General features: G+C 66.0%; 24 protein-coding genes. 9 read left to right on the top strand and 15 right to left on the bottom strand.

Annotated elements, in window-relative coordinates; translation table 11 throughout:
• Nucleotides 1-2 precede the first annotated feature (2 nt).
• Nucleotides 3-821: a 5'-methylthioadenosine/adenosylhomocysteine nucleosidase gene (locus VSR72_RS14065; protein ID WP_342952932.1), complete on the top strand. Its 819-nt coding sequence runs from the start codon at nt 3-5 to the stop codon at nt 819-821.
• 22 nt (nt 822-843) lie between these two features.
• Here the strand turns inward: VSR72_RS14065 and VSR72_RS14060 are convergent, their stop codons facing one another.
• The 6 genes from VSR72_RS14060 to VSR72_RS14035 all read right to left on the bottom strand — a co-directional run bounded on the left by VSR72_RS14060 (nt 844) and on the right by VSR72_RS14035 (nt 8,816).
• Nucleotides 844-2,736 carry a propionate--CoA ligase gene (locus VSR72_RS14060; protein ID WP_342952931.1) on the bottom strand — a complete coding sequence of 631 codons (1,893 nt, stop codon included), beginning with the start codon at nt 2,734-2,736 and terminating at the stop codon, nt 844-846.
• A gap of 189 nt (nt 2,737-2,925) precedes the next feature.
• Nucleotides 2,926-3,564: a hydrogenase maturation protease gene (locus VSR72_RS14055; RefSeq protein WP_342952930.1), complete on the bottom strand. Its 639-nt coding sequence runs from the start codon at nt 3,562-3,564 to the stop codon at nt 2,926-2,928.
• Between the two features lie 271 nt (nt 3,565-3,835).
• The gene (locus VSR72_RS14050; protein ID WP_028208048.1) at nt 3,836-4,699 is read right to left on the bottom strand and encodes an HlyD family secretion protein; all 864 of its coding nucleotides are present in this window, start codon (nt 4,697-4,699) and stop codon (nt 3,836-3,838) included.
• Nucleotides 4,700-4,739: 40 nt separating this feature from the next.
• Nucleotides 4,740-4,940 (bottom strand): DUF1656 domain-containing protein, encoded by a 201-nt coding sequence (locus VSR72_RS14045; RefSeq protein WP_028208049.1) that lies wholly within the window; start codon nt 4,938-4,940, stop codon nt 4,740-4,742.
• The gene (locus tag VSR72_RS14040; protein ID WP_342952929.1) at nt 4,930-7,176 is read right to left on the bottom strand and encodes an FUSC family protein; all 2,247 of its coding nucleotides are present in this window, start codon (nt 7,174-7,176) and stop codon (nt 4,930-4,932) included. The genes VSR72_RS14045 and VSR72_RS14040 overlap by 11 nt, the downstream gene beginning before the upstream one ends.
• Nucleotides 7,177-7,187: 11 nt before the next feature.
• Complete coding sequence (locus VSR72_RS14035; RefSeq protein ID WP_342952928.1) at nt 7,188-8,816, bottom strand: efflux transporter outer membrane subunit; 1,629 nt, start codon at nt 8,814-8,816, stop codon at nt 7,188-7,190.
• Nucleotides 8,817-8,972: 156 nt separating this feature from the next.
• Here VSR72_RS14035 and VSR72_RS14030 point away from each other — a divergent pair, with 156 nt between their 5' ends.
• Nucleotides 8,973-9,911, top strand: coding sequence for a LysR family transcriptional regulator (locus VSR72_RS14030; RefSeq protein WP_342952927.1), 939 nt, complete (start codon nt 8,973-8,975; stop codon nt 9,909-9,911).
• A 162-nt stretch (nt 9,912-10,073) separates the two neighbouring features.
• Nucleotides 10,074-10,217, top strand: coding sequence for a hypothetical protein (locus tag VSR72_RS14025; protein ID WP_199272076.1), 144 nt, complete (start codon nt 10,074-10,076; stop codon nt 10,215-10,217).
• A gap of 21 nt (nt 10,218-10,238) precedes the next feature.
• Here the strand turns inward: VSR72_RS14025 and VSR72_RS14020 are convergent, their stop codons facing one another.
• The 4 genes from VSR72_RS14020 to wrbA form a co-directional block, all read right to left on the bottom strand.
• The gene (locus VSR72_RS14020; protein WP_342952926.1) at nt 10,239-11,048 is read right to left on the bottom strand and encodes a metallophosphoesterase; all 810 of its coding nucleotides are present in this window, start codon (nt 11,046-11,048) and stop codon (nt 10,239-10,241) included.
• 27 nt (nt 11,049-11,075) lie between these two features.
• Nucleotides 11,076-12,512, bottom strand: a complete 1,437-nt coding sequence (locus VSR72_RS14015; protein ID WP_342952925.1) for an FAD-binding oxidoreductase — start codon at nt 12,510-12,512, stop codon at nt 11,076-11,078.
• Between the two features lie 162 nt (nt 12,513-12,674).
• Nucleotides 12,675-13,019, bottom strand: coding sequence for a DUF2069 domain-containing protein (locus VSR72_RS14010; RefSeq protein WP_342952980.1), 345 nt, complete (start codon nt 13,017-13,019; stop codon nt 12,675-12,677).
• Between the two features lie 68 nt (nt 13,020-13,087).
• A complete protein-coding gene (wrbA, locus tag VSR72_RS14005; RefSeq protein WP_342952924.1) occupies nt 13,088-13,705 on the bottom strand; it encodes an NAD(P)H:quinone oxidoreductase in 618 nt (205 codons plus the stop codon).
• A 194-nt stretch (nt 13,706-13,899) separates the two neighbouring features.
• On the opposite strand from wrbA, the gene VSR72_RS14000 reads away from it, so the two are divergent.
• Entirely contained in the window at nt 13,900-15,201 is a 1,302-nt protein-coding gene (locus VSR72_RS14000) for a YihY family inner membrane protein (RefSeq protein WP_342952923.1), read from the top strand.
• Nucleotides 15,202-15,247: 46 nt separating this feature from the next.
• Here VSR72_RS14000 and VSR72_RS13995 read toward each other — a convergent pair whose 3' ends face one another.
• The 3 genes from VSR72_RS13995 to VSR72_RS13985 all read right to left on the bottom strand — a co-directional run bounded on the left by VSR72_RS13995 (nt 15,248) and on the right by VSR72_RS13985 (nt 17,865).
• On the bottom strand, nt 15,248-15,568 hold the full coding sequence (locus tag VSR72_RS13995) for a DUF962 domain-containing protein (RefSeq protein WP_342952922.1): 321 nt from the start codon (nt 15,566-15,568) through the stop codon (nt 15,248-15,250).
• A 126-nt stretch (nt 15,569-15,694) separates the two neighbouring features.
• Nucleotides 15,695-16,534 (bottom strand): alpha/beta hydrolase, encoded by an 840-nt coding sequence (locus tag VSR72_RS13990; RefSeq protein WP_342952921.1) that lies wholly within the window; start codon nt 16,532-16,534, stop codon nt 15,695-15,697.
• Nucleotides 16,531-17,865, bottom strand: a complete 1,335-nt coding sequence (locus tag VSR72_RS13985; RefSeq protein WP_342952979.1) for an O-acetylhomoserine aminocarboxypropyltransferase — start codon at nt 17,863-17,865, stop codon at nt 16,531-16,533. Before VSR72_RS13985 ends, VSR72_RS13990 begins: the two co-directional genes overlap by 4 nt.
• Before the next feature lie 295 nt (nt 17,866-18,160).
• On the opposite strand from VSR72_RS13985, the gene VSR72_RS13980 reads away from it, so the two are divergent.
• The 3 genes from VSR72_RS13980 (at nt 18,161) to aroC (ending at nt 21,938) form a co-directional block, all read left to right on the top strand.
• Nucleotides 18,161-18,616, top strand: coding sequence for a CBS domain-containing protein (locus tag VSR72_RS13980; protein ID WP_342952920.1), 456 nt, complete (start codon nt 18,161-18,163; stop codon nt 18,614-18,616).
• Nucleotides 18,617-18,720: 104 nt separating this feature from the next.
• Nucleotides 18,721-20,700 carry an MFS transporter gene (locus VSR72_RS13975; protein ID WP_342952919.1) on the top strand — a complete coding sequence of 660 codons (1,980 nt, stop codon included), beginning with the start codon at nt 18,721-18,723 and terminating at the stop codon, nt 20,698-20,700.
• 137 nt (nt 20,701-20,837) lie between these two features.
• A complete protein-coding gene (gene aroC, locus VSR72_RS13970) occupies nt 20,838-21,938 on the top strand; it encodes a chorismate synthase (protein ID WP_342952918.1) in 1,101 nt (366 codons plus the stop codon).
• A 95-nt stretch (nt 21,939-22,033) separates the two neighbouring features.
• Here aroC and VSR72_RS13965 read toward each other — a convergent pair whose 3' ends face one another.
• Complete coding sequence (locus VSR72_RS13965; RefSeq protein WP_342952917.1) at nt 22,034-23,707, bottom strand: electron transfer flavoprotein-ubiquinone oxidoreductase; 1,674 nt, start codon at nt 23,705-23,707, stop codon at nt 22,034-22,036.
• A gap of 176 nt (nt 23,708-23,883) precedes the next feature.
• On the opposite strand from VSR72_RS13965, the gene VSR72_RS13960 reads away from it, so the two are divergent.
• Together VSR72_RS13960 and VSR72_RS13955 are read left to right on the top strand one after the other, a co-directional pair.
• A complete protein-coding gene (locus tag VSR72_RS13960; protein WP_342952916.1) occupies nt 23,884-24,663 on the top strand; it encodes an SDR family oxidoreductase in 780 nt (259 codons plus the stop codon).
• Nucleotides 24,664-24,727: 64 nt separating this feature from the next.
• Nucleotides 24,728-25,168 carry a thioesterase family protein gene (locus VSR72_RS13955; RefSeq protein WP_028204259.1) on the top strand — a complete coding sequence of 147 codons (441 nt, stop codon included), beginning with the start codon at nt 24,728-24,730 and terminating at the stop codon, nt 25,166-25,168.
• Between the two features lie 6 nt (nt 25,169-25,174).
• Here the strand turns inward: VSR72_RS13955 and VSR72_RS13950 are convergent, their stop codons facing one another.
• On the bottom strand, nt 25,175-25,747 hold the full coding sequence (locus VSR72_RS13950) for a LuxR C-terminal-related transcriptional regulator (RefSeq protein ID WP_342952915.1): 573 nt from the start codon (nt 25,745-25,747) through the stop codon (nt 25,175-25,177).
• Between the last annotated feature and the right edge of the window lie 2 nt (nt 25,748-25,749).

Below are 25,749 nucleotides of genomic sequence, written 5' to 3'. Positions count from 1 at the left end.
AGATGAACCTCCCGACTCAAGCGAGCGGCACCGCCGCCCGCCCGCTCGGCGTGCTCGCCGCGCTGCCCCAGGAACTCGGCGACCTGATTGCGGCGATGCAGGCCGAATCGGGCGTCGTCACGCGTACGTTTGGCCGGCGGGACTACCACCTCGGCACCGTGCATGGTGCGCCCTGCGTGGTGACGCTCGCGCGCGTCGGCAAGGTGGCCGCCGCCGCCACCGCGAGCGCGCTGATCCATGCGTTCGATGTGGACGCGATCGTCTTTACGGGCGTGGCAGGCGGCGTGGGCCGGGATATCCACGTGGGCGACGTAGTGGTGGGCGAGACGCTCCTGCAGCACGACATGAACGCTGAGCCGCTGTTCCCGCGTCACGAGATTCCGCTGCTTGCGCGCTCGCGCTTCGACGCCGATCGCGCGCTGGCCGATGCGCTGGCCGCCGCGTGCGAGCGTTTCATCGCGGAGGAGGGCGGGGAGCTTGTCGCGCGCTTCAAGGCCGCGTTGCCGCGCTTCGAAACGGCGTTGCCGCAGGTGCACCGCGGGCTCGTGATCAGTGGCGACCAGTTCGTGGCGAGCGCGGCTGCAGTCGACGCGCTGCGCGCGCAGTTGCCCGATGCGCTCGCCGTTGAAATGGAGGGCGCGGCGATCGCCCAGGTCTGCTACGAGTACGACGTGCCTTGCGCGGTGGTCCGCACGATCTCCGATACCGCCGACGAGCACGCGAGCACCTCGTTCTCGAGCTTCCTTGCCGATATCGCGGGCACGTATTCGACAGGCATTCTCAAGCGCTTTCTCGCCGCGTACCGGCCGCTCGCGCGCTGAGCGGGCGCGCGCATCTGCAGTGTTATCCGCCGCTGACCGCCTCGCGAATCGACTGCAGCGCCGAGGCATCCTCGATGGTCGGCAGGTCGCCTGGCTCGCGCCCTTCGGCCAGCGCCGCGATCGCGCGGCGCAGTAGCTTGCCCGAGCGCGTCTTGGGCAGCATCGGCACGAAGTGCACGCGCGCGGGACGGCCGATCGCGCCGAGCTGGCGGTCCACCGTCGCGGCGAGCGACGCAGCGAGCTTTTCCGCGTCGGCGGGACTGGCTGCCGCATTCGCGTCGCGCAGCACGACGAAAGCCAGCGCCGCCTGACCCTTCACCGCGTCGTTGACGCCCACCACGGCCACTTCCGCGACCGCCGCGTGCGACGAGATCGCCTCTTCGATCTCGCGGGTGCCCAGGCGATGGCCCGCCACGTTGATCACGTCGTCGGTGCGGCCGAGGATCGTGACGTAACCGTCGCTGTCCTGCACGCCCCAATCGAACGTCGAATACACCTGCTGGCCGGGCACGCTTTCCCAGTACGTTTTCACGAAGCGCGCGTCGTCGCCCCACACGGTCTGCATGCAGCCGGGCGGCAACGGGTAGCCGAGCGTGATCACGCCTTTCTCGCCTTGCTCGCAGGGCTCGCCCGTATGCTCGTTGCGCAGCACGAGGTCGTAGCCGTAGCAGGGCACGCCCGGCGAGCCGAGCTTTTGCGGCAGCGGATCGACGCCGCGCTGGATCGCCAGCATCGGCCAGCCGGTCTCGGTCTGCCAGTAGTTGTCGACGACGGGCTTGCCGAGCGCGTCGGAGATCCATTGCGCGGTGGGTTCGTCGAGCGGCTCGCCCGCGAGAAAGAGCGTGCGCAGGCTCGACAGATCGGCTGAGTGCAGGAGCGCCGGGTCCTGTTTCTTGAGCACGCGAATGGCCGTGGGCGCGGTAAACATCAGGTTGATGCGGTGCTGCTCGACGAGACGCCACCAGATGCCGCCGTCGGGCCGCACCGGCGTGCCTTCGTACATCACCGTGGTCATGCCCGCGAGCAGCGGCGCATAGATGATGTAGCTATGACCCACCACCCAGCCGATATCCGACGCCGTGAACATGGTGTCGCCGGCACGTCCTTCAAAGATGTATTCCATCGACGCCGCGAGCGCCACCGCGTAGCCGCCTACGTCGCGCTGCACGCCCTTGGGTTTGCCCGTGGTGCCCGAGGTATAGAGGATGTACGAAGGCTCGTTCGATTCGAGCCATTCGCAGGGAATCTGCACGTCGTAGTGCTGCTCGCGCAGCGGCTCGTAGTCCACGAGATAAGGCGCGTTCAGCCGCTCGGGCGCGAGCTGGCGGTCGATCAGCAGCACCTTGGGCGGCGCGAATTCGGCGCGCGCCATCGCTTCGTCCACGAGCGGCGTGTAGTCGATCACCTTGCCGCCGCGTGCGCCGGCGTCGGCGGTCACGAGCAGCACAGGCTTCGCGTCGTCGATGCGCGCGGCGAGGCTCGGCGCGGCGAATCCGCCGAACACCACCGAGTGGATCGCGCCCAGGCGCGCGCAGGCGAGCATGGCGAACACGGCCTCGGGAATCATCGGCAGATAGATCAGCACGCGCTCGCCGCGCCGCACGCCGAGCGAGCGCATCACGGCGGCCATGCGGTTCACTTCGGCGTGCAGGTCGGCGTAGGTGTAGCGGCGCTCGATGCCGGTTTCGGTCGACACGTAGACGAGCGCGTTCTGGTGCGCGCGTGCCGAGAGGTGGCGGTCCACGGCGTTGAAACACAGGTTCGTGCGGCCGCCGCAGAACCAGCGGGCGAACGGCGGGTTCGAGCGGTCGAGCACCTGGTCGAACGGCGTCTCCCAATGGATGCGCTCGGCCTCGCGGCGCCAGAAGTCGTCGGGGATCGCGACCGACTCGCGGTGAAAATCGCGGTAACGCATGACTACCTTCCTCCCGTGCTGATGGTGCAGGCGGCCCGCGCAGTTGACCTGCACAGCGTGCCGGATCTGGCGCAGTTTTTCAGGATAGTGCAGTGCAATGCGTGCGGGCAACGCGGGTTCTCCCGTGGGTTCCCACGCAGATTCCCCCGCGGATTGGCCATTACGGCAGGCCGCATGCGGCGCGCCCGTTCAGCCGCTTATCTCTTGATGTGCGAGGCGCGGCAGCGGGGCGGCGCGCCAGCGGCGCAGCCAGCCCCGCACGGTTTCGACAGTCGCATCGAGTTGGGCGCGGACCGTGCTCGACAAGGACGCGCCGTAACAGTCGCTGCCATGCGGCTGGACCCCGATCAGCACGAGCTCGCGCGGCGAGCGGCCGCTCAACTGCGCGCAGGCGAGCGCGTCGGCGAAACCCATGCCGGGGCGGCTCGAACGGCGCAGCATGTAGAGGCGTTCGGCCGCCGCGTCGCCGGTGAGCACGCGAAGCGCGCCCGGCGCGAGCCCGAAGTCGAGCGCGGTGAGCACGATCAAACGCTGCGTGGATTCGACGACGGGCAAGAGCGCGCGGCCGCGCGTGCCGCCTTCCACGAGTTCGACCTGGGCGGGGCATTGCCAGTTTGCCTTCAACTGCTCCAGCGCGAGAACGCCCACGCCGGCATCGCCCCATTGAACGTCGCCGAGGCCGAGCACGACCACGCGTTGCGGCGCGAGGGCGGGGCGCTTTGCTAGCCCGGCGAGAGCGCGGCGCGCGAGGGCGCGTACCGCGCCTTCGGTACGGGTTTTCTGCGGTGTGTCGCCGATTTCGTGAGATCGATGTAGGCGAGGGATCACTTTGATTGTCGGTAGGGAGAGTCGAAGAAATAGGAATAATCCGAGTAATTCGACAAACCTCCGTTGATGTGTATCAATCGCGATTGGCTTTAGCGTGCTAAAGACGATGTTTTGCAATACTCATCGATGCGCTGTCAGATGAATGTGCGGCAGGCGCTAACACTCTGTTGGCGGATAGCAACAAAAAAGGGGAGCGCCAGACTGGCGTTCCCCTTTCGAGTGCGCTTTTGCACAGCCCGGCTGGCGGCACGTGCGCAGCCGGCATGCGCCATCACGTCCCCGGCTTCACGACCACCGTGCAGGTTGTGCCGGCGGCGAGCACCATGTCGTCCGGCACCTTGTCGATGTGGATGCGCACCGGCACGCGCTGCGCGAGGCGCACCCAGTTGAAGGTCGGGTTCACGTCGGCGAGCAGTTCGCGGCTTTGCGGATTGTCGCGGTCGTAAATGCCGCGCGAGATGCTCTCCACGTGACCCTCGAGCGTGCCGCCGCTCATCAGCTTGATGTCGGCCTTGTTGCCCACCTTCACATGCGGCAGCTTGGTTTCCTCGAAGTAGCCGTAGACCCAGAACGAATGGCTGTCCACCACGGCGAGCTTGGCCTGGCCCGAGATCGCGTAGTCGCCCTGGAACACCTGCAGGTTCGTGATGTAGCCGTCCACCGGCGAGACTACCCGCGTGCGTTCGAGGTTGAGCTTGGCGGCGTCGAGCGCGGCGATGGCTTGCTGATACTGCGCCTGTGCCGAGTTCGCCGTGTGCGAGGCGTTTTCGCGGTTTTCCGCCGAAACGACTTCGCTGTCCATGTCGGCGCGGCGGCGCGCGTCGTCCTGGCGCATGGTCAGCTCGGCCTTGCGCGCGGCCACGGCGGCCTCGGCCTGCTCCACGGCGATCTGATAGTGCGATGGGTCGATCTGCATGAGCAGGTCGCCCTTGTGCACGAACTGGTTGTCCTTCACGGGCAGCTCGACCACGGCGCCCGAGACGTCGGGGGCGATGTTCACCACTTCGGCGCGCACGCGGCCGTCGCGGGTCCACGGTTCGTCCATGTAGTGAACCCAGAGCACACGCCCGACCAGAATGGCGACGACGAAGATGATGGCCGTCGCGATAAAGCCAATGAGGTTGCGGATTGTCATGATTCGGTTGATTCGTTCAGCGATGCATTCAGCGACGCATTCAGTGATAAACCGCGAGACCGAGCACGCAGCACACGACCACGAGCAGGCTCACGCGAAAGAGGGAGGGGTGCCACACGACCCGGTAGAGGCCGGTTCTGGCCAGAACGGAATCGAGCACCCAGGTGATCGCCGCGCCCAGGATGAAGAGCAGCACGATCGCCGGGATATAGGCGTCGAGAAACGCGACGTCACGAGGCATGGTTGGCTCCACGATGTTGGCTCGCATTCGCGCCCTCGCTGCCCGCATAGGCCGCGAGCGGCGACTGCGGGTCGATGAGCGCGGTGCGGATGAAATGCAGATGGCTCTGGATGCGCTGCAACTGGTGGCGCTCTTCGCGAGGCGGCGTGTCGCCACGTTCGGCTGCGCTCGCCGCGTCGGGCTTCCACATGCCTTGCAGCACGGTCTGGCTTGCGTCGATGGCGCGTGCGGTTGCTGCGAGCGCGTCGCGGTAGCGCGCTTCGCTCGGGCGATCGAAGAGCGCGCTCACGGCCTTGAGCGTCGCGTCGATCGTCACGCGCCACGCCGTTGCCTGCGCGTACTGCGGATGCGCGGGCAGCGCGGCCAGTTCGTGGCGCAGATCGAGCGCGGCGTTGCCCACTTCGAGCGTCGAGAAGAGCCAGCGCATCGTGTCGCGGCGCTGCGCATCGTCGTTGCCGGCGATTGCCGAGAGCTGGAACATGAGGTCCCGCGCGCCGCTCTCGAAGCGGTTGCGCAGTCCCTTCAGGCGCGCACGGCAAGCCTGCACGGCGCCGCCGCGCAGGTCGGTCAGCAGCCGTCGGCGCAGCCACGGCGTGGAGGGCGGCAAGAGCACGGCGAACGCGAGCGCCGAGACCGCCATCGACGCGATGAGCGCGAGCGCATCGTTCATATAGCTGCTCGGGTTGTACTGCACGACGTTGTCCGGTCCCGCGAGAAAGCACAGGAAGATGCAGTAGCCCACGCCGCAGCCCGCGTACTTCGGGCGCGTCGTGAGGAACACGCCCAGCGCGAGCGCGGGCGCAAGCGCGACGCACAGCATGACGAAACCGTCGATATGCGGAAACACGCCGAACGTGAGCACCATGCCGACGAGCGATGCGAGCACGGTGCCGAGCGCCATTTGCGTCGCCATGCGCGAAGGCTGCGGCGAGGACGATGCGAGCGCGCAGGTCGCTGCGGCATTCAGCACGAGGTTCGTGCCGCTCGGCCACGCGGTGGCGATCCAGAACGCGCCGAGCAGCGTCATCACGATGGCGGCGCGCAGGCCCGCGACGCCCGCCGCGATCAGGTTCGTCTTCGGCACGTAGCGCGCAATCCATTTTTCGCGCGAATGCGTATCGACGGCGAGCGAGGCATAGGTGGCCGTGTACTCGGTCATCTCGTGCACGAAGCGGTAGAGCAGTTCCGTGGCGGTGTCGAAGTCGAGCAGGCGTGCATTGCCTTGCGCTTCGAGTTCGGCGCGCGTGGCGCGCACGCGCCTGGGCAGCGCCGAGCGGTAGTCGTCGAGCTGCTTCGAGACATGCGTCGCATCGGCGGCCGTGAGCACCGGCTCGCCCGCTTTCGCGAACAGCGGCGCGATCTCGCGGAAGTACGGTTCGAGCGCATCGACGGTGGCTGATGAGCCATCCGCGCGCAGACGGTTCATCAGCTGATGCAGCGCATGAAAGCGCGTGGAGACCGTCATGAACTCGGTGTTCAGGCGCGCAAGGCGCCCCGAGCGCATGCGCGCGTCGGGCGATTCGAACACGGCCATGCTGCGGTTCGCCTCGAGGCCCACGACGTCGGCGACGAAGCGTGCGTTGCTCGCTTCGATGTGCGAACGGTCGATACGGCCGGCCAGCGCCGCCGAAACGTATTCGACGAACGACGAGAAACGGCGCCGCACGCTCGAGCGCAGCAGCTCGCCCGTAAACTGCGGAAACACCACGGCGCTGACGAAGCCCGAACACAGAATGCCGATCGAGATTTCGCCCACGCGCGTCATGGCCGACATGAACGCGCCGTCGGGATGCTGCGAAGCCGGAATGCCGATGAGCGCCGCCGTATAGCCCGCGAGCACGAATCCATACGAGCGGAAGTTGCGGTTGCGCGCGGCGCCCGCAGTGCACAGGCCAACCCACAGCGCCGTCGAGACGATGAAGAGTTCCGGCTGCTGCGCGAAGAGGCCGATCAGCGCGAGCATCACGACGAGGCCGACGAGCGTGCCGCAGATCCGGTAGAAACTCTTCGCGAACACGGGGCCGCTTTGCGGCTGCATCACGATGAACACGGTGGTCATGGCCGTGCGGGGCTGCGGCAGATCGAGCTTCATGGCGACGCCGAGCGCGAGCAGCGCGGCGGCAATCGCCTTGAGTAGATAGATCCAGACGAGGCCGTCGGTGCGCGCCCAGTCGGCGAGCGCGGCGTAAAGGCTTTGGCCGCCCGGCTGCGAGGGTGAGGAGGTGGACGCTTGCATCGTCGGCTGCCTCAGTGCGCCGCGCCGGTTGCGCTGGCGTTGCCCGATGCGCTGGCATCGGCGGCGTCAGGTCCGGACGAAGCATGTGAGCCGTGTGGCGCGAGGAATGCTGCGGGCATCAGCGGCACTGCGCGCGTTTTCTTGCCGTGCGCGGGCAGTTGCTCGGCTTCGGTCGGCCCCTTTGCTGCATCGTCGCTCGATGCGTCGATCATGCCGCCGCCCAATGCCGCGACGAGCGTGGCGTGTGCGGCGAGGCGCTCGGCCTGGATGTGCGCGACGCCTTCCTGCGCGCGCAGCAACTGCGTTTGCGCGATCAGCACGTTCACATAGTCGGTCAGACCGCGGCGGAAGCCTTCCTGCGCGAGATCGTAATTGCGTTGCGCAGCCGCGACCGAGCGGTGCGCGTCGTCTTCCTGCGTCGCGAGCGAGCGCATGCGCACGACCTGATCGGCGATTTCCTTGAGCGCGGTGACGATCGTCTGGTTGTACTGATCGACGGCGATGTCGTACGCGGCAGACTGGGCGCCGAGCTGCGCGCGCAGGCGTCCGCCGTCGAAGATCGGCAGCGAGAACGCGGGGCCGGCCGCATAGCTGCCGCTCATCGACTTGAGGAACTGGAACAGCGGACCGGCCGCCGCGTAGCCGCCCATCGAAACGAGCAGGTTCACGTTCGGATAGAAGTCGGCCTTCGCGACATCGATGCCGCGCGCCTGCGCGGCCACGAGCCAGCGCGCCGCGACCACGTCGGGGCGGTAGCCGATCAGCTGGGCGGGCAGCGCCGAGGGCAGGCCCGCCGGTGCGGCGAGCGCAAGGGCGGGGCGCTGGATCGATTCCCCGGCGCCTGGACCCTTGCCCGCGAGCGCCGCGAGCTGGTTCTTGCCGAGCGCGATGGATTCTTCGAGCGCGTCGATCTGGCGCTCGTACTCGGGCAGCGGCGTTTGCGCCTGGCTCACTTCGAGCTGGGTGCCGATGCCGCCCGCCAGGCGCTTTTGCGCGAGCGCGAGAATGCGCTGCTGCTGACCGAGCGTTTGCTTCGCAATGTCGAGCAGCGCGTAGTTCATCGACATCTCGATGTAGGTGCGCGTGACATTGACTTCGAGCTCGAGCTGCGCCGCGCGCGCGTCGGCGGCGGTGGCGTGCGCCACGTCGAGCGCGCGCTCGGCGTTGTTCTTGTCCTGGCCCCAGAGGTCGAGGTGATACGAGAGGCCGAGCGTGGCCGTGTTGTTCCACGTGTTCGTGCCCGCGAGCGAACCCGGTCCGTAGTAGATGTTGTCGGACCATTGCTGGCGCTGGATGGACATGCTGCCGTTGATTTGCGGCAGGAGCCCGGCCTGGGCCACGCCCACCATCGAGCGCGCTTCGCGCACGCGCGCCTGGGCGGCGGCAAGCGAGGGGTTGCCGGCCACGGAGGCTTCGATCCAGGCGTTCAGTTGAGGGTCGTTATAGCCGCGCCACCAGTCGCTGGCGGGCCAGCCGGCGTCGGTATTGGCCGCGCGGATCGCCGATCCGGCGTCGAGTTGCGCGGCTTCGGCCTGCTTCGCTTGCGGTGCGATGCCCCCGGTACTGGCGCAGCCCGCGATTATCAACGAGAACGTAAGAACCGTGAGTGCGGCTAGTCCTTTCGGTACCGGAGACTGCACGATTTACTCCTTATCTTGACTATGAATCACTGTGCGCCATTATATTTTTTGCGCGATTGATGAATAACCGGTAAGGATGCAAGGCATTTTTACGAAACGTGAGACAATCGATCTTACGAAATATGAAACAATTCGTGTGTCAGATAGAGGATTGGTATGGATACGCTTCAAAACATGCGTGTATTCGTCCGGGTGGTGGAAGCGGGCAGCTTCACGGGCGCGGCGCAGTACCTGAACACGACCACGGCTTACGCGTCGCGCGCGGTCTCCGATCTGGAGGCGCACCTGCGCACGCGTCTTTTGAATCGCACGACGCGCCGCATCGCGCTCACCGAGGCGGGCGAGCGCTACCTGCAGCGCTGCGAGCAGATCCTGGCTTACGTCGATCAGGCGGAAGCGGAAGCCGGCGACGCGCATGCGCGCCCCTCGGGCAAGCTCAAGGTCCACGCGATGACGAGCTTCGGCCAGCACTATGTGGTGCCGGCGGTGGGGCAGTATCAGCAGCGCTATCCCGACGTGCACGTGGAGCTCACGCTCGCGCAGCGCATGCCGGACCTGCTCGACGAGGGTTATGACGTGGCCCTCGTGGTCGCGACCGATCTGCCCGATTCCGGTTTCGTGTCGCAGCGCATCGCGAGCGCGTTCAGCATTGCGTGCGCATCGCCTGCGTATCTGGAGAAGCGCGGCGTGCCGCAGACGCCCGCCGATCTCGCGCACCACACCTGTCTGCAGATGGTGACGCCTGTATTTCCCACCTCGCAGTGGCAGTTCTCGGGCCCGGAAGGCGAGACGAAAATCGATCTCGGCCCGGCGACGTTCCAGGTGAACGTGGCCGAGGCGATGGCGGTGGCCGTGCGCGAAGGCATGGGCGTGGGCCTGCTACCGATCTATTCGGCGATCAGCGGTCTGCGCAGCGGCGAATTGCAGTGGATCCTGCCGGAGTACAAGTCGCAGGAGATGAACGTCTTTGCGGTGTACCCGTCGCGCCAGTATCTCGACGCGAAGATCCGCACATGGGTGGAACTGCTGCGCGAGAACTTGCCATCGACGCTTGCGCGCGATCAGAACGAGCTGCGCAAGTTCGCGCGCACCTGAGCCTGTAACACTTGCGCCCAATCAATAGGCGCAAGTGGGCTGTGACAGCCTGTTACAGCTTGCGCAGATGGCAACACTTCCTTACGCCCGGTGGCGCGGCGGCTTGGTAAGGTAGCGGGACTGTTTCACGCAACCTACTTCTTGCCAGCACCAAGGACTTACATGGATACGCATCTGATGATCGGCATCGCCGTGATGATGGGCCTGATCGGCATCGCGGCATCGCGCGATCTGCTGCGCATGCGCCGCGCGCAGCTCCAGCCCGTGACGCTGCGCGTTCGCCGCGACGACGCGCGCATGCACTAAACAGCGGGCGTCTTTGCCCCGCTAGATCTCCACCACCTTGTCCCATGCAAAGGCCGGATTCTCCGGCTGCCCCGTGCGGCGGTCGCGATAGCCGCGCGGATTGCACACCACGCGCGTGCCGTTGACCGTGTAGTCGAAGCACGTATGCGTGTGGCCATGTATCCATAGCGCGACAGGCGCGCGCACCAGCACGTCCAGATCGTTTACGAATCCCGCCGACGCCAGGTCTTCCGCGTAGCGCGGCGCGAGACTCTGCTTGTGCGGCGCGTGGTGCGTGACGACGATCGTCCCGCCCGCGAAGGGCTTCGCCAGTTCCGCCTCAAGCCACGCTCGCGAACGCACATGGAGCGCGAGCGAGTCCGCCGGCGTGAAGTCGCGCGCAAGCGCTTGCGGGCTGTCTGGCCACGACACCTGAATCAATCCGCGAAAGTCGAGCATCACGCGCATGGCGGCCGCAACGGCGGCTTCGCGTGCGGCATCGTCGGCGCCAAAAAGTGCGAAGTCCGCCCACAGCGTCGTGCCGAGCACGCGAAAGCGGCCTGCCGGATCGACGTACACGTCGTCGTTGAGAAAGTGCACGTTGTCGAGCGTGGAGGCGGCGTCGCGCATCGCCGTTTCCAGCGCGCCGAGATCGCCGTCGTAGTACTCGTGATTGCCGGGCACGTACACCACCGGCACCTGCGGATCGAACGTTTCCGCCGCCCAGCGCAGACCAAGCCCGTGATTGTGGATATCGCCCGCAAGCACGACGAGATCGGCCTGCGCATGCGGGATCGTGTCGGGCTCGTCGTTTTCCAGATGAAGGTCGGACAGCACGCGAATCTTTAGCACAATGTCGGCTCCTTGCGTCCTGCGCGTTTAGCGCAGCACTTTCCCCGGATTCATCAGATTCAGCGGATCGAGCGCGGTCTTGATCGCACGCATCAGCGCGAGTTCGACCTCGCTCTTGTAGTGCATGTTCTCGTCGATCTTCAATTGCCCGAGGCCGTGTTCCGCACTGATCGTGCCGCGATGGCGATCCACGCTGTCGTAGACGATGCGGTTCAGCGTCTTCTCGTTTTCGGCCAGGAAGCTTTTGGGGTCGCCGCCTTCGGGCGCCTGCACGTTGTAGTGCAGATTGCCGTCGCCGAGATGGCCGAAGGTGACCATGCGCGCGCCGGGCACCGCGCGGGCGATCTGCGCATCGGTTTCCTCGATGAAATGGCCGATGCGCGAAATCGGCACGCCGATATCGTGCTTGATGTTCAACCCTTCCTGCGCCTGTGCGAGCGGAATGTGCTCGCGGATGTTCCAGAACGCCTGCGACTGAGCGAGGCTTTCTGCGACCACGGCATCTTCCACGAGACCTTGTTCGAGCGCATCTTCCATGAGCCGCTCGAAGAGCGCGCGCGCGTGTTCTTCGCTTTCGTTATCCGACAGTTCGAGCAGCACGACCTGTGCGTGATGTTCCGCGAACGGATAGCGCATTTGCGGGAAATGACGGTTCACGAGTTCCATGCAGAAGTCCGACATCAGTTCGAAGCCTGTGAGCAGCGGCCCGGCATAGCGCTGCGCGAGCGCGAGGAAGTCGAGCGCCGCATGCGCCGAGCCGAGCGCGGCGAGCGCGGTGACGCGCGCAGCGGGCAGCGGATGCAGCTTCATCACGGCGGCGGTGATGATGCCGAGCGTGCCCTCAGCGCCAATGAACAGGTCTCGCAGATCGTAGCCGGTGTTGTCCTTGCGCAGCCCGCGCAAGCCGTCCCAGATCTCGCCTTGCGGCGTGACGACTTCGAGGCCGAGGCACAGCTCGCGCGTGTTGCCGTAGCGCAGCACGCCGGTGCCGCCCGCGTTGGTCGAGAGATTGCCGCCGATCGTGCAGCTGCCTTCGGCCGCGAGCGAAAGCGGGAAGAGGCGGCCCGCATCCCTGGCGCGCGCCTGGACTTCGGCGAGGATCACGCCGGCCTCGACGGTGATCGTGTTGTTGTGCGGATCGATTTCGCGCACGCGGTTCAGGCGGCGCAGGCTCAGCACGGCCTCGTTGCCGCTCGCGTCCGGCGTCGCGCCGCCCGCGAGGCCCGTGTTGCCGCCTTGCGGCACGAGCGCCACACGATGCTCGTGCGCGAGCTTCACGACCGCGGCGACTTCCCGCGTATTGGCCGGGCAGAGCACGGCGATGGCCGTGCCCTGGTAGCGGCGGCGCCAGTCGGTGAGGTAGGGCGCGGTGTCGTGGGCGTCGGTCAGCACGTATTGCGCGCCGATGGCGGCGGCGCAGGCGTCGAGAAAGGCTTGGCTGGCGGTCGGGGTGGAGTCGGTCATGGTGTCTCGGAGTTTCGCGTCTGCGCGGGGCTGGCGCGCGGCGCGACTATCGTGGGGGCGCAAGGCTCAAGCGGTTAGTGTGACACGGCGATAGCGTTCATGCAGCGCTCGCGGGCAGCGCGGGCGGCGCGCACCGAGCGATGCGCGCGGGTAGGGAGTCGCTCAGGCCGACTCGCGCTTTGCAAGCTTTGCGGCACGTTTCGCGGCACGTTTGAACGGCGCGACATACGCAAGCGCACACACGAAGAAGCCGAGCGAAAGCGCAACTTCCACCCAGCCAAGCCGGTTGCCCGGCGCGGGGTCGGTCATGCCGCGCATGATGCCTTCCGCGAAGTAGAGCAGCACCAGCATCGCCGCCCATTGCAGCGTGTAAAGCCTGCGTCGCAGGACGCCTGGTAGCGCGATGGCGAGCGGCACCGCCTTGAGCACGAGCGCGCTGCCGCCGGGGCGCAGCGGCGCGAGCCGCCATTCCCACGCGATGCACAGCAGCGTTAGCGCGGCGAGCATCGCAAAGGCGCCGAGCGCGGCGCCGCGACGCTGGGCGATGGGTTCAGTGACGCCGTCGACGCTGGCGTTCACAGCCGCTGGCCTTGTTCCGTGTTGGCGAGCGCGAGCGCCGCGCGCGCAAGCCGCACGCCCAGCGCACTCGCGAGCGTCTTTTCGTCGGCGCTCAAGCCGTGGCCGCGCGCGTCCTGGCGCGCGTGATGCGAGGCGCCGTAGGGCGTGCCGCCGCCCTGCGTGGTCGTGAGCGCGCTTTCCGTATAGGGGATGCCCACGAGCAGCATGCCGTGGTGGAGCAGCGGCAGCATCATCGAGAGCAGCGTGCTTTCCTGGCCGCCGTGCAGGCTGCCCGTCGACGTGAACACGCAAGCGGGCTTGCCCGCGAGCGCGCCCGAAAGCCATTGCGGCGTCGTGCCGTCGAGGAAGTACTTGAGCGGTGCGGCCATGTTGCCGAAGCGGGTGGGCGAGCCGAGCGCGAGACCTGCGCATTCTTCGAGATCGCGCAACTCGACGTAGGGCGGGCCGTCGGAGGGAATATCGGGCGCGGTGGCCTCGCAGACCGCCGAGACGGGCGGCACCGTGCGCACACGCGCTTCAGCGCCGGGAACACTGTCGACACCCTGGGCGATGGCGCGCGCGAGCTCGCGGGTTGCACCATGTCGACTGTAATAGAGCACAAGAATCGGTTTCATCGGGCCTCGTCGGTGGACGGGATATTATAGGGGTTGGGTTTGCCGCCGCAGCGGCGCGCCAGCGAGCGAGGCGCGTGTCACGTGCAAATCATGGGCAAATGGGTAAACTGCGTGCGCGCGAAAAATGCCGCCAACTTGCGGCGGGAAGAAAGCGCAGCAATCAACGTGTTCACGGTGGCGAGGAAAGCGGGCCAATGGATGTGCTGTCGAGGGTGAAGATCGATCTGGACATCGTGAAGCGGCTCGCGCGCTTCGCGGCGCGGCGCAGCCGCGAAGATCGCATTCCACAGGTTGCGGGCAGCCTCACGTTCACCACGCTGCTCTCGCTCGTGCCGCTCGCCACGGTCGCGTTCGCGCTCTTCACCGCATTCCCGATCTTCGCTTCGTTCCAGAACTCGCTACAGGCCTTTCTCGCCGACCACCTCATGCCGGCGCAGATCAACAGCCAGATCTTCAAGTACCTCAACCAGTTCGCCTCGAAGGCCAAGGGGCTGACGACGATGGGCATGATCGTGCTCTTCGTCACCTCGGTCATGACCATGATGACCGTGGAGTCGGCCTTCAACCTGATCTGGCGCGTGCGCAAGGCGCGGCCTTTCGCGCAGCGTGTGCTCGTCTATTGGGCCATTCTCACGCTCGGCCCGATCCTGATCGGCGTGAGCCTGTCGATCTCCTCGTATGTGTTCACGCGTTCGGCCGTGATCGCGACCGAGCAGCACGTTTCGGGCATCCTCGACTGGATGCTCTTCGGCGCTTCGCTGCCGCTTACGGCGCTCGCTTTCACGATGCTCTACGTGTATCTGCCGAACTGCCGCGTGCAGTGGCGCGACGCGCTGGTGGGCGGCATCGCCGCAGCGATCGCGTTCGAGGCAGCCAAGCGCGGCTTTGGCTACTACGTGCGGCGCATTCCGACCTACACGGCTGTGTACGGCGCATTCGCGGCCGCGCCCATGTTCCTGCTGTGGATGTACCTGAGCTGGTTCATCACGCTCGTGGGCGCGATGATCACCTCGGCGTTGCCCGAAATCCGCACCGGGCGCTTTAACCGGCCGCGCTTTCCGGGCAGCGATCTGCTCGACGCGCTCGAACTGCTCGCGGGTCTTGCCGATGCGCGGGAAGCGGGCGAGCCCGGCCGCACGACCGAGCAACTCGCGCAGCTGCTGCGGCGCGACCTGGCCACGGTCACACGGCTGATCGACGGTCTCGAAGAAGATGAACTCGTGGGGCGTCTCGAACAGGAGGAACGCGCGAAAACGCTGTTCCTGCTGATCGGCAATCCCGGGCGCATTTCGGTGGCGCGCATCTTCGACCGCTTCGCGATCGATCGCAAGGAACTGGCGTATCAGCTCAAGTCGAGCAGTATCGACGCGCACATGCTGCTGGGTGCGCTCGACAACGACAAGCTCGCCATTTCGCTCGCCTCGCTGCTCGCGACGCGGCGTCTGCCGGCGCTGACGGAGGAGCATCCGCCGGTGCTCCCGCATCCGGCGGCGTGACGATGCAGCGCGCCCGTGAGAGGCGCGCCGTCGCATCATCGTTGAATCAGAGTGAAATCTTGCCGCGGCAGATATCCGCGAACATGACCCAGTCGCCCATCAGGCTGTAGATGGGGTGGCGGAAGGTGGCCGGGCGGTTCTTCTCGAACTTGAAATGGCCGACCCACGCGAAGCCATAACCGCAGACGACGGCAAGCGGCAGCCACAGCCAGTTGCCGGTGGCGATCGCCATGCAGACGAATCCGATCACGCCAAGCGAGCCGATGAAATGCAGCCGGCGATTCACGAGATTGCTGTGCTCGCTGAGGTAGAACGGATAGAACTGCGCGAAGCTCGAAAAATGCTCGGTATGCGTGGTGGGTTGCATCGTCTCCTCCTTTCTGCGCGGACACGCAGGGGATGGTTGATTCAGCCATTCTGCGGCGTTGCGAACGACCGTGCAACCAGGGCTTTTCAGCCGTCAACCAGGCGTCAACCAGGCGTCAAGCAGCCCTTAGCCGTTACCCACGCGCGGTGCTTGCTGCGTTGCAAAAGCATAGAGCGCGTCGAGCGTCGCGTCGGGCTGCTCGGTCATCAGCGCGTGGCCCGCATCGAGCGTGACCGTGTCCACGGGCGTGCCCGCTTTCGCAAACGCGTCGGCGAGGGCGCGCGCCGCGCGCGGGGGCGTCATCGCGTCGCGCTTGCCGACGATCAGGCGCACCGGGCAGCGGACTTTCGCAGCACTGGCGAGGCCTTCCGCGTAGGCATTGCACGCCGCGAAATCGGTATGAAAAAGCTGCGGCTCGCCTCGCGCGGAGACGCGCTCCATGAGGCGCCGGTTCATGCCGCGCAGCCAGAAACCGGGCCCGGGGCTCGACGGCTTGGCGGCCAGCGTCGAGTGCGACCACGCGTTGACGAGCGCGATCGCCTCCGGCTCGCGCTCGCGCGCGGCTTCGAGCAAGGTCGGCGCGACCGTCATCGGGAACGCGGTGGCGAGCAGGGCGATGCGCTGCGCGCGCTCGGGATGGCGAGCTGCGAATTCGAGCGCGATGAGCGAGCCCATGCTGTGGCCGGCGATGAAGGCCTGCGGGGCGTTCAGCGCGTCGAGCAGCGCGGCGAGCCAGTCGGCGAGCGCGCCTATGCTCGTGAGCGCCGGGCCCGCGCTGCGCAGGTGGCCGGGCAGATCGACGGCCAGCGCGTTGAAGCCGTGGTTCGCGAAATAGCGCGATTGCAGCGCCCAGACGCTGTGGTCGTGCTGCGCGCCGTGGACGAACACCGCGAACGGCAGCGCGGGGTCGATGGGGCGCGAGGCCGTGTAGGCATAGACCGGCTTGCCGGCGACATCGACGATCATGACGCCTCCTTGCCTGCCGGCTTGGCCTTCGCAGCTTCCGTTTTTTGCGACGCCTTCAGCGCGCGTTTGAGGTCGTCGACCAGATCGGCGGGGTCTTCGAGTCCGATCGAAAGGCGGATCGTGCCCTCCGCAATGCCGGCGGCGGCGAGCGCTGCGGCGTCCATGCGGAAATGCGTGGTCGAGGCCGGATGGATCACGAGCGAGCGCGCGTCGCCGACGTTGGCCAGATGCGAGAACAGCGTAAGCGATTCGATGAAGCGCTTGCCCGCCGCACGTCCACCGCGCAGGTTGAAGCTGAACACGGCGCCCGCGCCGCGCGGCAACAGACGTTTGGCAAGTGCGTAATCGGGATGGCTTGGCAGCTCGGGCCACGCGACCGATTCGACCGCCTCGTGCGCGGCGAGGAACTCGACGATGCACCGCGTGTTCGACACGTGCCGCTCCATGCGCAGCGGCAGCGTTTCGATGCCCTGCAGCAACTGCCACGCGGCCTGCGGATGCAGGCACGCGCCAAAGTCACGCAGGCCCTCGCGGCGCGCGCGCAAGAGGAAGGGCGCGACCGTGCTCTCCTCGCTGAACACCATGTCGTGAAAGCCTGCATAGGGCTCGGTGAGCTCGGGAAAGCGGCCCGACGCTTCGAAGTCGAAGGTGCCGCCGTCCACCAGCACGCCGCCGATCGTCGTGCCATGGCCGCCGAGGAACTTGGTGGCCGAGTGATAGACGAGATCCGCGCCGTGCTCGAAAGGGCGCAGCAGGAAGGGCGTAGTGAACGTCGAGTCGACGAGGAGCGGCACACCGTGTGCATGCGCAATCTGCGAAACGGCTTCGATGTCGAGCACGTCGAGGCCCGGATTGCCGAGCGTCTCGCCGAACAGCAGGCGCGTGTTGGGCCGCAGCGCGGCGCGCCAGGCGTCGAGGTCGCCGGGCTTCACGAAGGTCGTTTCGATGCCGAAGCGCTTGAGCGTGTAGTGCAGCAAGTTGTGCGAGCCGCCATAAAGCGCCGCCGAAGCGACGATGTGCGAGCCCGCGCCCATCAGCGTGGCAATCGCGAGATGCAGCGCCGCCTGGCCGCTCGCCGTGCCGATCGCGCCCGCGCCGCCTTCGAGCGCGGCCACGCGCTCTTCGAACACAGCGACTGTCGGGTTCGAGATGCGCGAGTACACGTGGCCCGCGCGCTCCATGTTGAAGAGCGCGGCGGCGTGGTCGGTGTCGCGAAACGAGAACGAGGTGGTCAGGTAGATCGGCGTTGCGCGGGCGCCTGTGGCAGGGTCGGGCGCCGCGCCGGCATGCAGCGCGAGCGTGTCGAAGCGGGTATCTGGCGTCGAAGACATCGTGGCGGCGCGGCCGGCGCGAACCGGCCTGGTGTCGAGGGTGAGGGGCATCGTAACACCGGCGGCGGGGCGCAGGGGCGCCGGGCCGGGCGTTTTTCGGGCCTGATGAAGGGCGTCCGGTGCGGCCAGATTTGTGCCGAAAATCCCCGCGCCAAGGCTTTCGGCAGACATTTCGGGACGCCGTGGAGCGCCCGCCGCGCGGCTTTCCTTTTAACAATCTTTCCGCTAGGATCGAATCAGGTAGGCATCTTTTCAGCATTTCCCCCATTACTAGCGGCATTCCTGGAGACACATCATGCGTGTCAGCGACATCCTCAAGGTGAAGGGCAACACCCTCTACACCGTCACGCCCGACACTGCGCTGAACGAGGCAGTCAACACCATGGCCGAGCACGACATCGGTTCGCTCGTCGTCATGGAGTACGGCGATCTGGTCGGCATGCTCACGTTCCGCGAGATCATCCTCACGCTGCGCGCCAATGGCGGCGCCGTCGGCACCACGACGATCCGCAAGGTCATGGACGATCATCCCATCACCTGCACGCCGGAAACCGAAGTCGACGAAGTGCGCCGCATGATGCTCGAACATCACGTGCGCTATCTGCCGGTCATGGAAAGCCGCTCGCTCATGGGCGTGATTTCGTTCTACGACGTGGCGAAAGCCGTGGTGGAAGCGCAGGGCTTCGAGAACAAGTTGCTGAAGGCCTATATTCGCGACTGGCCGGAAGAGGAGCGGCAGCCGGCGCGCTGAGCGTAGCCCGTCTAACGCCAGGTTGGTCAGCATGAAAAAGCGCGCGTCAGGCGCGCTTTTTCGCGTCTGGGCCCTTTGAATTCCGTCAGTACGATTCCTATTCGATGAACGATAGACCGATGCCCGCGGCGCAGCGCGACAAGCGCAAAGTGCACCATGAAGATGACCACGCTTCGCAATTCGCGCTGCTGCGCCAGCGACGTTTCGCCCCGTTTTTCTGGACGCAGTTTCTCGGGGCGATGAACGACAACGTCTTCAAGATCGGCTTCACCTCGCTCGTCACGTATCAGGCCGCGCGGTTTTCGGGCGTCGATCCGAAGACGGTCGCGTTCCTCATTTCGGCCATTTTCATCTTGCCGTTCGTGCTGTTTTCCGCGACTTCGGGCCAGGTCGCCGACAAGTACGACAAGGCAATGCTCACACGCTGGGTCAAGACTTTCGAAATCGCGGTCATGCTGATCGGCGCGGCGGGCTTCTGGATGCACAGCGCACCGCTGCTGTATGTGTGCACCTTCCTGATGGGCGTGCATTCCACCGTGTTCGGGCCGGTCAAATATGCGTACCTGCCGCAGCGGCTCGCGCCTGAAGAACTGGTTGGCGGCAACGGGCTCGTCGAGATGGGCACGTTCGTCGCGATTCTGCTTGGCACGATCGTCGGGGGCGTGGCGGCGGGTATTGGAGCGATGGATGCCTCGACCGCAGTTCAAGGTCCGCCGCTCGGCGCATGGTGGCTCGGCGGCATGTGTATCGTCATCGCGCTCGTGGGGCGCGTGGCTTCGGCTTTCGTGCCGCCGTGCGAGCCGTCACAGCCGGACCTGCGCATCAACTGGAATCCGGTCTCCGAAACCTGGCGCAATCTGCGCCTCGCGCACGGCAATCGCACCGTGTTCCTGAGCCTGCTCGGCATTTCGTGGCTCTGGTTCGTCGGCGCGACGTTTCTCGCCTCGTTCTTCAATTTCGCCAAGGACGTGATGTCGGCCGATCCCGACGTCGTGACGGTGCTACTCGCCATGTTTTCGCTGGGCATCGGCTCGGGGTCGCTGCTGTGCGAGCGGCTCTCGCGGCGGCGCATCGAGGTGGGCCTCGTGCCGCTCGGCTCCATCGGCATGAGCGTGTTCGGCATCGATCTCTTCTTTGCGAGTCACGCGTTGCCGGCCGCCCCCCATCTGCTATCGGTGGGCGAATTCCTGCGCACCGCTGCACACTGGCGCGTGCTCGCCGACCTGTTTCTGCTCGCCATGTTCGGCGGTTTCTACAGCGTGCCGCTCTACGCGCTGATCCAGAGCCGCAGCGCGCCCAGTCACCGCGCGCGCATCATCGCCGCGAACAACATCCTCAATTCGCTCTTCATGATCGTCTCGGCGCTCATGGCGATGGCGCTCACGTCGGCGGGCGTCGGCATTCCCGGCATCTTTCTCACCACGGCGCTGCTCAATATCGTCGTGGCGGCCTATATCTACACGCTCGTGCCCGAGTTCCTGCTGCGTTTCGTGGCGTGGGTGCTCGTGCATACGGTCTACCGCGTGCGGCTCGTGCACACCGAACGCATACCGCCAGAGGGCGCGGCAGTGCTCGTCTGCAATCACGTGAGCTATGTCGATGCGATCGTCATCATGGCCGAGAGCCCGCGGCCGATCCGCTTCGTGATGGATCAGCAGATTTTCCGCTCGCCGTTCCTCGGCTGGGTGTTCCGCCACGCCAAGGCCATTCCGATTGCGCCCGCGCACGAGGACCCGGCTGCGCTCGTCGCTGCCTATGACGCGTGCGCGGCCGCGCTGGCCGAGGGCGATCTCGTCTGCATCTTTCCCGAGGGCAAGCTCACGCGCACGGGCGACATGAACCCGTTTCGCCACGGCGTGAGCGAAATCCTGAAACGATCCCCGGTTCCCGTCGTGCCGATGGCGTTGCGCGGGTTGTGGGGCAGCGCGTTCTCGCGCTTTGAGGGGTCTGGCCAGGAGCGGCCGCTGCGGCGCGGGCTGACCAGCCGTTTGACGCTGGCGGTGGGCGAGCCGATCGCGGCAGCGGACGCCACGCTCGAACGCTTGCAGGCGACGGTGGCCGAACTGCGCGGCGCGCGGCGCTGACGGCGGGCCTTGCGGGCAGGGCGGACGCGCCGCCCAAACCGGCGTCGCTCCGCCGTTCACCCGACCGCCCGGTCGGGCGTCGACGCGCGCGGGCTGGCATAATATTGGATTCCCCCGATTCACTTTGGATGACCGCCATGTCCGGCAACACGCTCGGTACGCTTTTCACCGTCACCACCTTCGGCGAATCCCACGGTCCGGCCATTGGCTGCGTCATCGACGGCTGCCCGCCCGGCATGGCGCTCACCGAAGCCGACATCCAGATCGACCTGGACCGCCGCCGCCCCGGCACGTCGCGTCACGTGACACAGCGCCAGGAAGAGGACAAGGTCGAGATTCTCTCGGGCGTGTTCGAAGGGCGAACCACGGGTACGCCCATCGCGCTCCTGATCCGCAATACCGATCAGCGCAGCAAGGACTACGGCAACATCGTCGAGACCTTTCGCCCCGGTCACGCCGATTACACCTACTGGCAGAAGTACGGCATTCGCGACTATCGCGGCGGCGGCCGCTCGTCGGCGCGCCTCACGGCGCCCACGGTCGCCGCGGGTGCCGTTGCGAAGAAGTGGCTGCGCGAGCGCTTCGGCGTGGAAGTGCGCGGCTACATGCGTGCGCTCGGCGAGGTCGACGTGCCGTTCGTAAGCTGGGAGCACGTGCACGAGAACCCGTTCTTCGTGCCCAACGCCGACGTCGTGCCGCAGCTCGAGGACTACATGGACGCGCTGCGCAAGGACGGCGACTCGATCGGCGCGCGCGTGAACGTGGTGGCGAGCGGCGTGCCGGTGGGTTGGGGCGAACCGCTATTCGACCGCCTCGACGCCGACATCGCGCATGCCATGATGGGCATCAACGCGGTGAAGGGCGTGGAGATCGGCGCGGGCTTCGCGAGCGTCGCGCAGCGCGGCTCGGTGCACGGCGACGAACTCACGCCCAACGGATTCCACGGCAATCATGCTGGCGGCGTGCTCGGCGGCATATCGACTGGACAGGACATCACCGTCTCGATCGCCATCAAGCCGACCTCGAGCATCCGCACGCCGCGCCGCTCGATCGACAAGGCGGGCGACCCCGCGACGGTCGAGACCTTCGGCCGCCACGACCCGTGTGTGGGCATTCGCGCGACGCCGATCGCCGAAGCCATGCTCGCGCTCGTGCTGATCGATCACGCCCTGCGCCACCGCGCGCAGAATGCCGATGTCGTCGTGACGACGCCGAAGATCGCGGCCAGCGACGAGTGATCTCAATCGGTGCGGCGTGAGCCGCACTCGTTGCGTGGACAACAAAAAAGCCGCTTCAGGTGTGAACCTGAAGCGGCTTTTTTCATTTGCCGAACTTACATGTTCGGATAGTTCGGGCCGCCGCCACCTTCCGGCGTGACCCACACGATGTTCTGCGTCGGGTCCTTGATGTCGCAGGTCTTGCAGTGCACGCAGTTCTGCGCGTTGATCTGCAGACGGTCGCTGCCGTCGTCGTTCTTCATGAACTCGTACACCGCGGCCGGGCAGAAGCGCGCTTCGGGGCCCGCGTAGGTGCGCAGGTTCACGTTCACGGGCACGCTTGCGTCCTTCAACGTGAGGTGCGCGGGCTGATTCTCTTCGTGATTCGTGTTCGAGATGAACACCGAGGAGAGCCGGTCGAACGTGAGCTTGCCGTCAGGCTTCGGATACTCGATCGGCTTGCACTGCGAAGCGGGTTTCAGCATCTCGTGATCTCGATGCTGATGATGCAGCGTCCAGGGCACATTGCCGCCCATGAGCTTCTGCTCGATGCCCACCATCAGCGTGCCCAGGTACAGGCCCTTGCTCATCCACTGCTTGAAGTTGCGCGCCTTGTACAGCTCCGTGTGGAGCCACGACTGCTTGAATGCTTCCGGGTAGGCCGCGAGTTCATCGCTCTGGCGGCCGGCCTGGACCGCTTCGAACGCCGCATCCGCTGCCAGCATGCCGGTCTTGATGGCCGCGTGGCTGCCCTTGATGCGCGAGGCGTTCAGGAAGCCCGCATCGTCGCCCACGAGCGCGCCGCCCGGGAACACGAGCTTCGGCAGCGACATCAGGCCGCCTGCGGTGATCGCGCGTGCGCCATACGACACGCGCTTGCCGCCTTCCAGGTACTTGCGGATTTCCGGGTGCGTCTTGTAGCGCTGGAATTCCTCGAACGGCGAGAGATACGGATTCTGGTACGCAAGCCCGACGACAAAGCCCACCATCACCTGGTTGTTGTCGATGTGGTACAGGAACGAGCCGCCGTAGGTATCCGACTCGAGCGGCCAGCCGGCGGTGTGGATCACGAGGCCCGGCTGATGCTTCGAGGGATCGATTTCCCAGAGTTCCTTGATGCCGATACCGTAGACCTGCGGGTCCGAGTCCTTGCCGAGCTTGAACTTCTCGTTCAGTTGACGGCCCAGATGGCCACGGCAGCCTTCGCAGAACAGCGTGTACTTGGCGTGCAGCTCCATGCCGAGCTGGAAGTTCTCGGTGGGCTCGCCGTCCTTGCCGACACCCATGTTGCCGGTGGCAACGCCCTTGACCGAGCCATCGTCGTTGTAGAGCACTTCGGCAGCCGGAAAGCCGGGGAAGATTTCGACGCCCAGCGCCTCGGCCTGCTGACCCAGCCAGCGCGTGACGTTCGCGAGGCTGATCACATAGTTGCCGTGGTTCTTGAAGTTGTCGGGCAGTGCCCAGTTCGGCACAGACTTAGCCCCCGTTTCGGAAAGAAAAAGGAACTTGTCCTCGGTCACGGGCACGTTCAGCGGTGCGCCTTGCTCTTTCCAGTCCGGAATCAGCTCGTTCAAGGCACGCGGATCCATGACCGCGCCCGAGAGGATATGCGCCCCGATCTCCGAGCCTTTCTCCAGCACGCAGACGCCGATTTCAGCGCCTTTTTCCGCGGCCAGCTGCTTCAGGCGGATCGCGGCGGACAACCCGGCGGGGCCGCCGCCGACGATCACCACGTCGTATTCCATCGACTCGCGTGGGCCGTATTGCTCCAAAAGACTTGCGGGGGTCATCAATGCTCCTCTTGCCATTAGAATGCTTTTTTCGGGTTCGTATTGTCGGGTAACGTTCCCCGTGCCGCAACCCAACAGGCTAACATTAGCACGACCGTTCTATTCTATGGCGCCAGATTTGGCGGGTCGACCCCGCCGCGTTCTGGCGCTTATTTACCTCTGAACAGGAACCGGAAATGGGCCGTTCGATCAATCTGGAAGGCAAGGTCGCGATGATCACGGGGGCCTCCAGCGGGCTCGGCAAGCGCTTCGCCCAGGTGCTCTCGCAGGCGGGCGCCAAAGTCGTGCTGGCAAGCCGCCGCGTGGAGCGCCTGAAAGAGCTGCGCGCTGAAATCGAGGCGAGCGGGGGCGCTGCGCACGTCGTTTCGCTCGATGTGACCGACTACCAGAGCATTCGCTCGGCGGTGGCGCACGCGGAAACCGAGGCGGGGACCATCGACATCCTCGTCAACAACTCGGGCGTCTCCACGACGCAAAAGCTCGCGGACGTCACGCCCGCCGACTTCGAATACGTGTTCGACACCAACACGCGCGGCGCCTTTTTCGTGGCTCAGGAAGTTGCCAAACGCATGATCATGCGCGGCAACGGCGGCGGCTCGAAGCCGGTCTACCGCATTATCAATATCGCTTCCGTGGCGGGCCTGCGCGTGCTGCCGCAAATCGGCCTGTACGCGATCAGCAAGGCCGCCGTCGTCCATATGACGAAGGCGATGGCGCTCGAATGGGGCCGCCACGGGATCAACGTGAACGCGATCTGCCCGGGCTACATCGACACGGAGATCAACCATCACCACTGGTCGACGGAGCAGGGGCAAAAGCTCGTTTCGATGTTGCCGCGCCACCGCGTCGGCAAACCCGAAGATCTGGACGGCCTGCTGCTGCTGCTCGCCGCCGACGAGTCATCGTTCATCAACGGCTCGATCATCACCGCCGACGACGGCTTCGGGCTCACCTGAGTGCAGGCGAGTCCGGCCGCCGGACGGCATTCCGTTTTTCGCAACAACCAGAAGTTGAAGTGCAATGAGTGACTATCACCCCGTATTTGAAATGACCATGCCGATCCGCTGGGGCGACATGGATGCGTTCGGCCATGTGAACAACACGGTCTATTTCCGCTACATGGAGCAGGTGCGGATTTCCTGGTTCGAGCATCTGGGCGTGGCCGCGGAGAGCGGCGACGGTCAGGGGCCCGTGATCGTCAATGCCTCGATGGAATTCCTCAAGCAACTGCATTACCCCGGCGATATCGTTTGCACGATGACGGTCGGCCAGCCAGGGCGCAGCAGCTTCGACACCGGTTTCGAACTGCGCCGCGCCGACGAGCCGGATACGCTCTACGCACGCGGTAACGCGCGCTGTGTGTGGATCGACTACGCGGCAGGCAAATCGGTGCCGATTCCCGACATGCTGCGCGCGACCATCGAGCATGCGGGGCTGGTGAAGTCGGACCGTGTAGGCTGAGTGCGCTTACTGGCCGAGCAGCCGCTGCAGCAGCTCGGTCGCATTGCCCGTGTCGTACTTGCGCATGAGGCGCGCGCGATAGACATCCACGGTGCGCGGGCTGATGTCGAGAATTCGTCCGATCTGCTTGCTGGTCTTTCCGGTCACGAGCTGCGCGGCGATTTCGCGCTCGCGCGGCGTGAGCTCGATCGCGACGCGCCGCGTCGCGCTCAGGTCTTCAAACGTCCAGACGCCCGCCGCGTGCGGCTCGGCGCGGTCGAGCGAGCGCCCCGTGACGTGACACCAGAAGAGTTCGCCGTTAGCGCGTTTCATGATGCGGTCGTCGGCGTAGCTGCCTTGCGCCGTCATGATCGGCGGGATGCGTGCGCCAATGCGCTCGAACTCGTCCGCGGAGGGGTAGAGGACCTGGAACGACTGGCCGATCAGCGCCTCGCGGGCGCAGCCGAAGATGGCGGCGACCTCGTCGTTGCAATCGACGATGGTGCGCTCGCGCGCCAGCACAAGGCCGATGGGCGCGAGATGGAAGGCGGTCTGGTAGTCGAGAGCGGAGCGTTCGACGCTTTGCGTTGGAGCGGCCATGG

It is taken from the genome of Paraburkholderia sp. JHI869 (genome assembly GCF_038900775.1).
Lineage (GTDB): Bacteria > Pseudomonadota > Gammaproteobacteria > Burkholderiales > Burkholderiaceae > Paraburkholderia.
Note: the sequence above shows the minus strand (reverse complement) of the source record. Positions and strands in the feature narration are given on the sequence as shown.

Excerpts from the sequence above, each read along its gene's own strand:
- VSR72_RS14065 (WP_342952932.1), top strand. The coding sequence starts at position 3 with ATGAACCTCCCGACTCAAGCGAGCGGCACCGCCGCCCGCCCGCTCGGC.
- VSR72_RS14060 (WP_342952931.1), bottom strand. The coding sequence starts at position 2,736 with ATGCGTTACCGCGATTTTCACCGCGAGTCGGTCGCGATCCCCGACGAC.
- VSR72_RS14050 (WP_028208048.1), bottom strand. The coding sequence starts at position 4,699 with ATGACAATCCGCAACCTCATTGGCTTTATCGCGACGGCCATCATCTTC.
- VSR72_RS14045 (WP_028208049.1), bottom strand. The coding sequence starts at position 4,940 with ATGCCTCGTGACGTCGCGTTTCTCGACGCCTATATCCCGGCGATCGTG.
- VSR72_RS14040 (WP_342952929.1), bottom strand. The coding sequence starts at position 7,176 with ATGCAAGCGTCCACCTCCTCACCCTCGCAGCCGGGCGGCCAAAGCCTT.
- VSR72_RS14030 (WP_342952927.1), top strand. The coding sequence starts at position 8,973 with ATGGATACGCTTCAAAACATGCGTGTATTCGTCCGGGTGGTGGAAGCG.
- VSR72_RS14025 (WP_199272076.1), top strand. The coding sequence starts at position 10,074 with ATGGATACGCATCTGATGATCGGCATCGCCGTGATGATGGGCCTGATC.
- VSR72_RS14015 (WP_342952925.1), bottom strand. The coding sequence starts at position 12,512 with ATGACCGACTCCACCCCGACCGCCAGCCAAGCCTTTCTCGACGCCTGC.
- VSR72_RS14010 (WP_342952980.1), bottom strand. The coding sequence starts at position 13,019 with ATGCTCGCCGCGCTAACGCTGCTGTGCATCGCGTGGGAATGGCGGCTC.
- wrbA (WP_342952924.1), bottom strand. The coding sequence starts at position 13,705 with ATGAAACCGATTCTTGTGCTCTATTACAGTCGACATGGTGCAACCCGC.
- VSR72_RS14000 (WP_342952923.1), top strand. The coding sequence starts at position 13,900 with ATGGATGTGCTGTCGAGGGTGAAGATCGATCTGGACATCGTGAAGCGG.
- VSR72_RS13995 (WP_342952922.1), bottom strand. The coding sequence starts at position 15,568 with ATGCAACCCACCACGCATACCGAGCATTTTTCGAGCTTCGCGCAGTTC.
- VSR72_RS13990 (WP_342952921.1), bottom strand. The coding sequence starts at position 16,534 with ATGATCGTCGATGTCGCCGGCAAGCCGGTCTATGCCTACACGGCCTCG.
- VSR72_RS13985 (WP_342952979.1), bottom strand. The coding sequence starts at position 17,865 with ATGTCTTCGACGCCAGATACCCGCTTCGACACGCTCGCGCTGCATGCC.
- VSR72_RS13980 (WP_342952920.1), top strand. The coding sequence starts at position 18,161 with ATGCGTGTCAGCGACATCCTCAAGGTGAAGGGCAACACCCTCTACACC.
- VSR72_RS13975 (WP_342952919.1), top strand. The coding sequence starts at position 18,721 with ATGAACGATAGACCGATGCCCGCGGCGCAGCGCGACAAGCGCAAAGTG.
- aroC (WP_342952918.1), top strand. The coding sequence starts at position 20,838 with ATGTCCGGCAACACGCTCGGTACGCTTTTCACCGTCACCACCTTCGGC.
- VSR72_RS13965 (WP_342952917.1), bottom strand. The coding sequence starts at position 23,707 with ATGACCCCCGCAAGTCTTTTGGAGCAATACGGCCCACGCGAGTCGATG.
- VSR72_RS13960 (WP_342952916.1), top strand. The coding sequence starts at position 23,884 with ATGGGCCGTTCGATCAATCTGGAAGGCAAGGTCGCGATGATCACGGGG.
- VSR72_RS13955 (WP_028204259.1), top strand. The coding sequence starts at position 24,728 with ATGAGTGACTATCACCCCGTATTTGAAATGACCATGCCGATCCGCTGG.
- VSR72_RS13950 (WP_342952915.1), bottom strand. The coding sequence starts at position 25,747 with ATGGCCGCTCCAACGCAAAGCGTCGAACGCTCCGCTCTCGACTACCAG.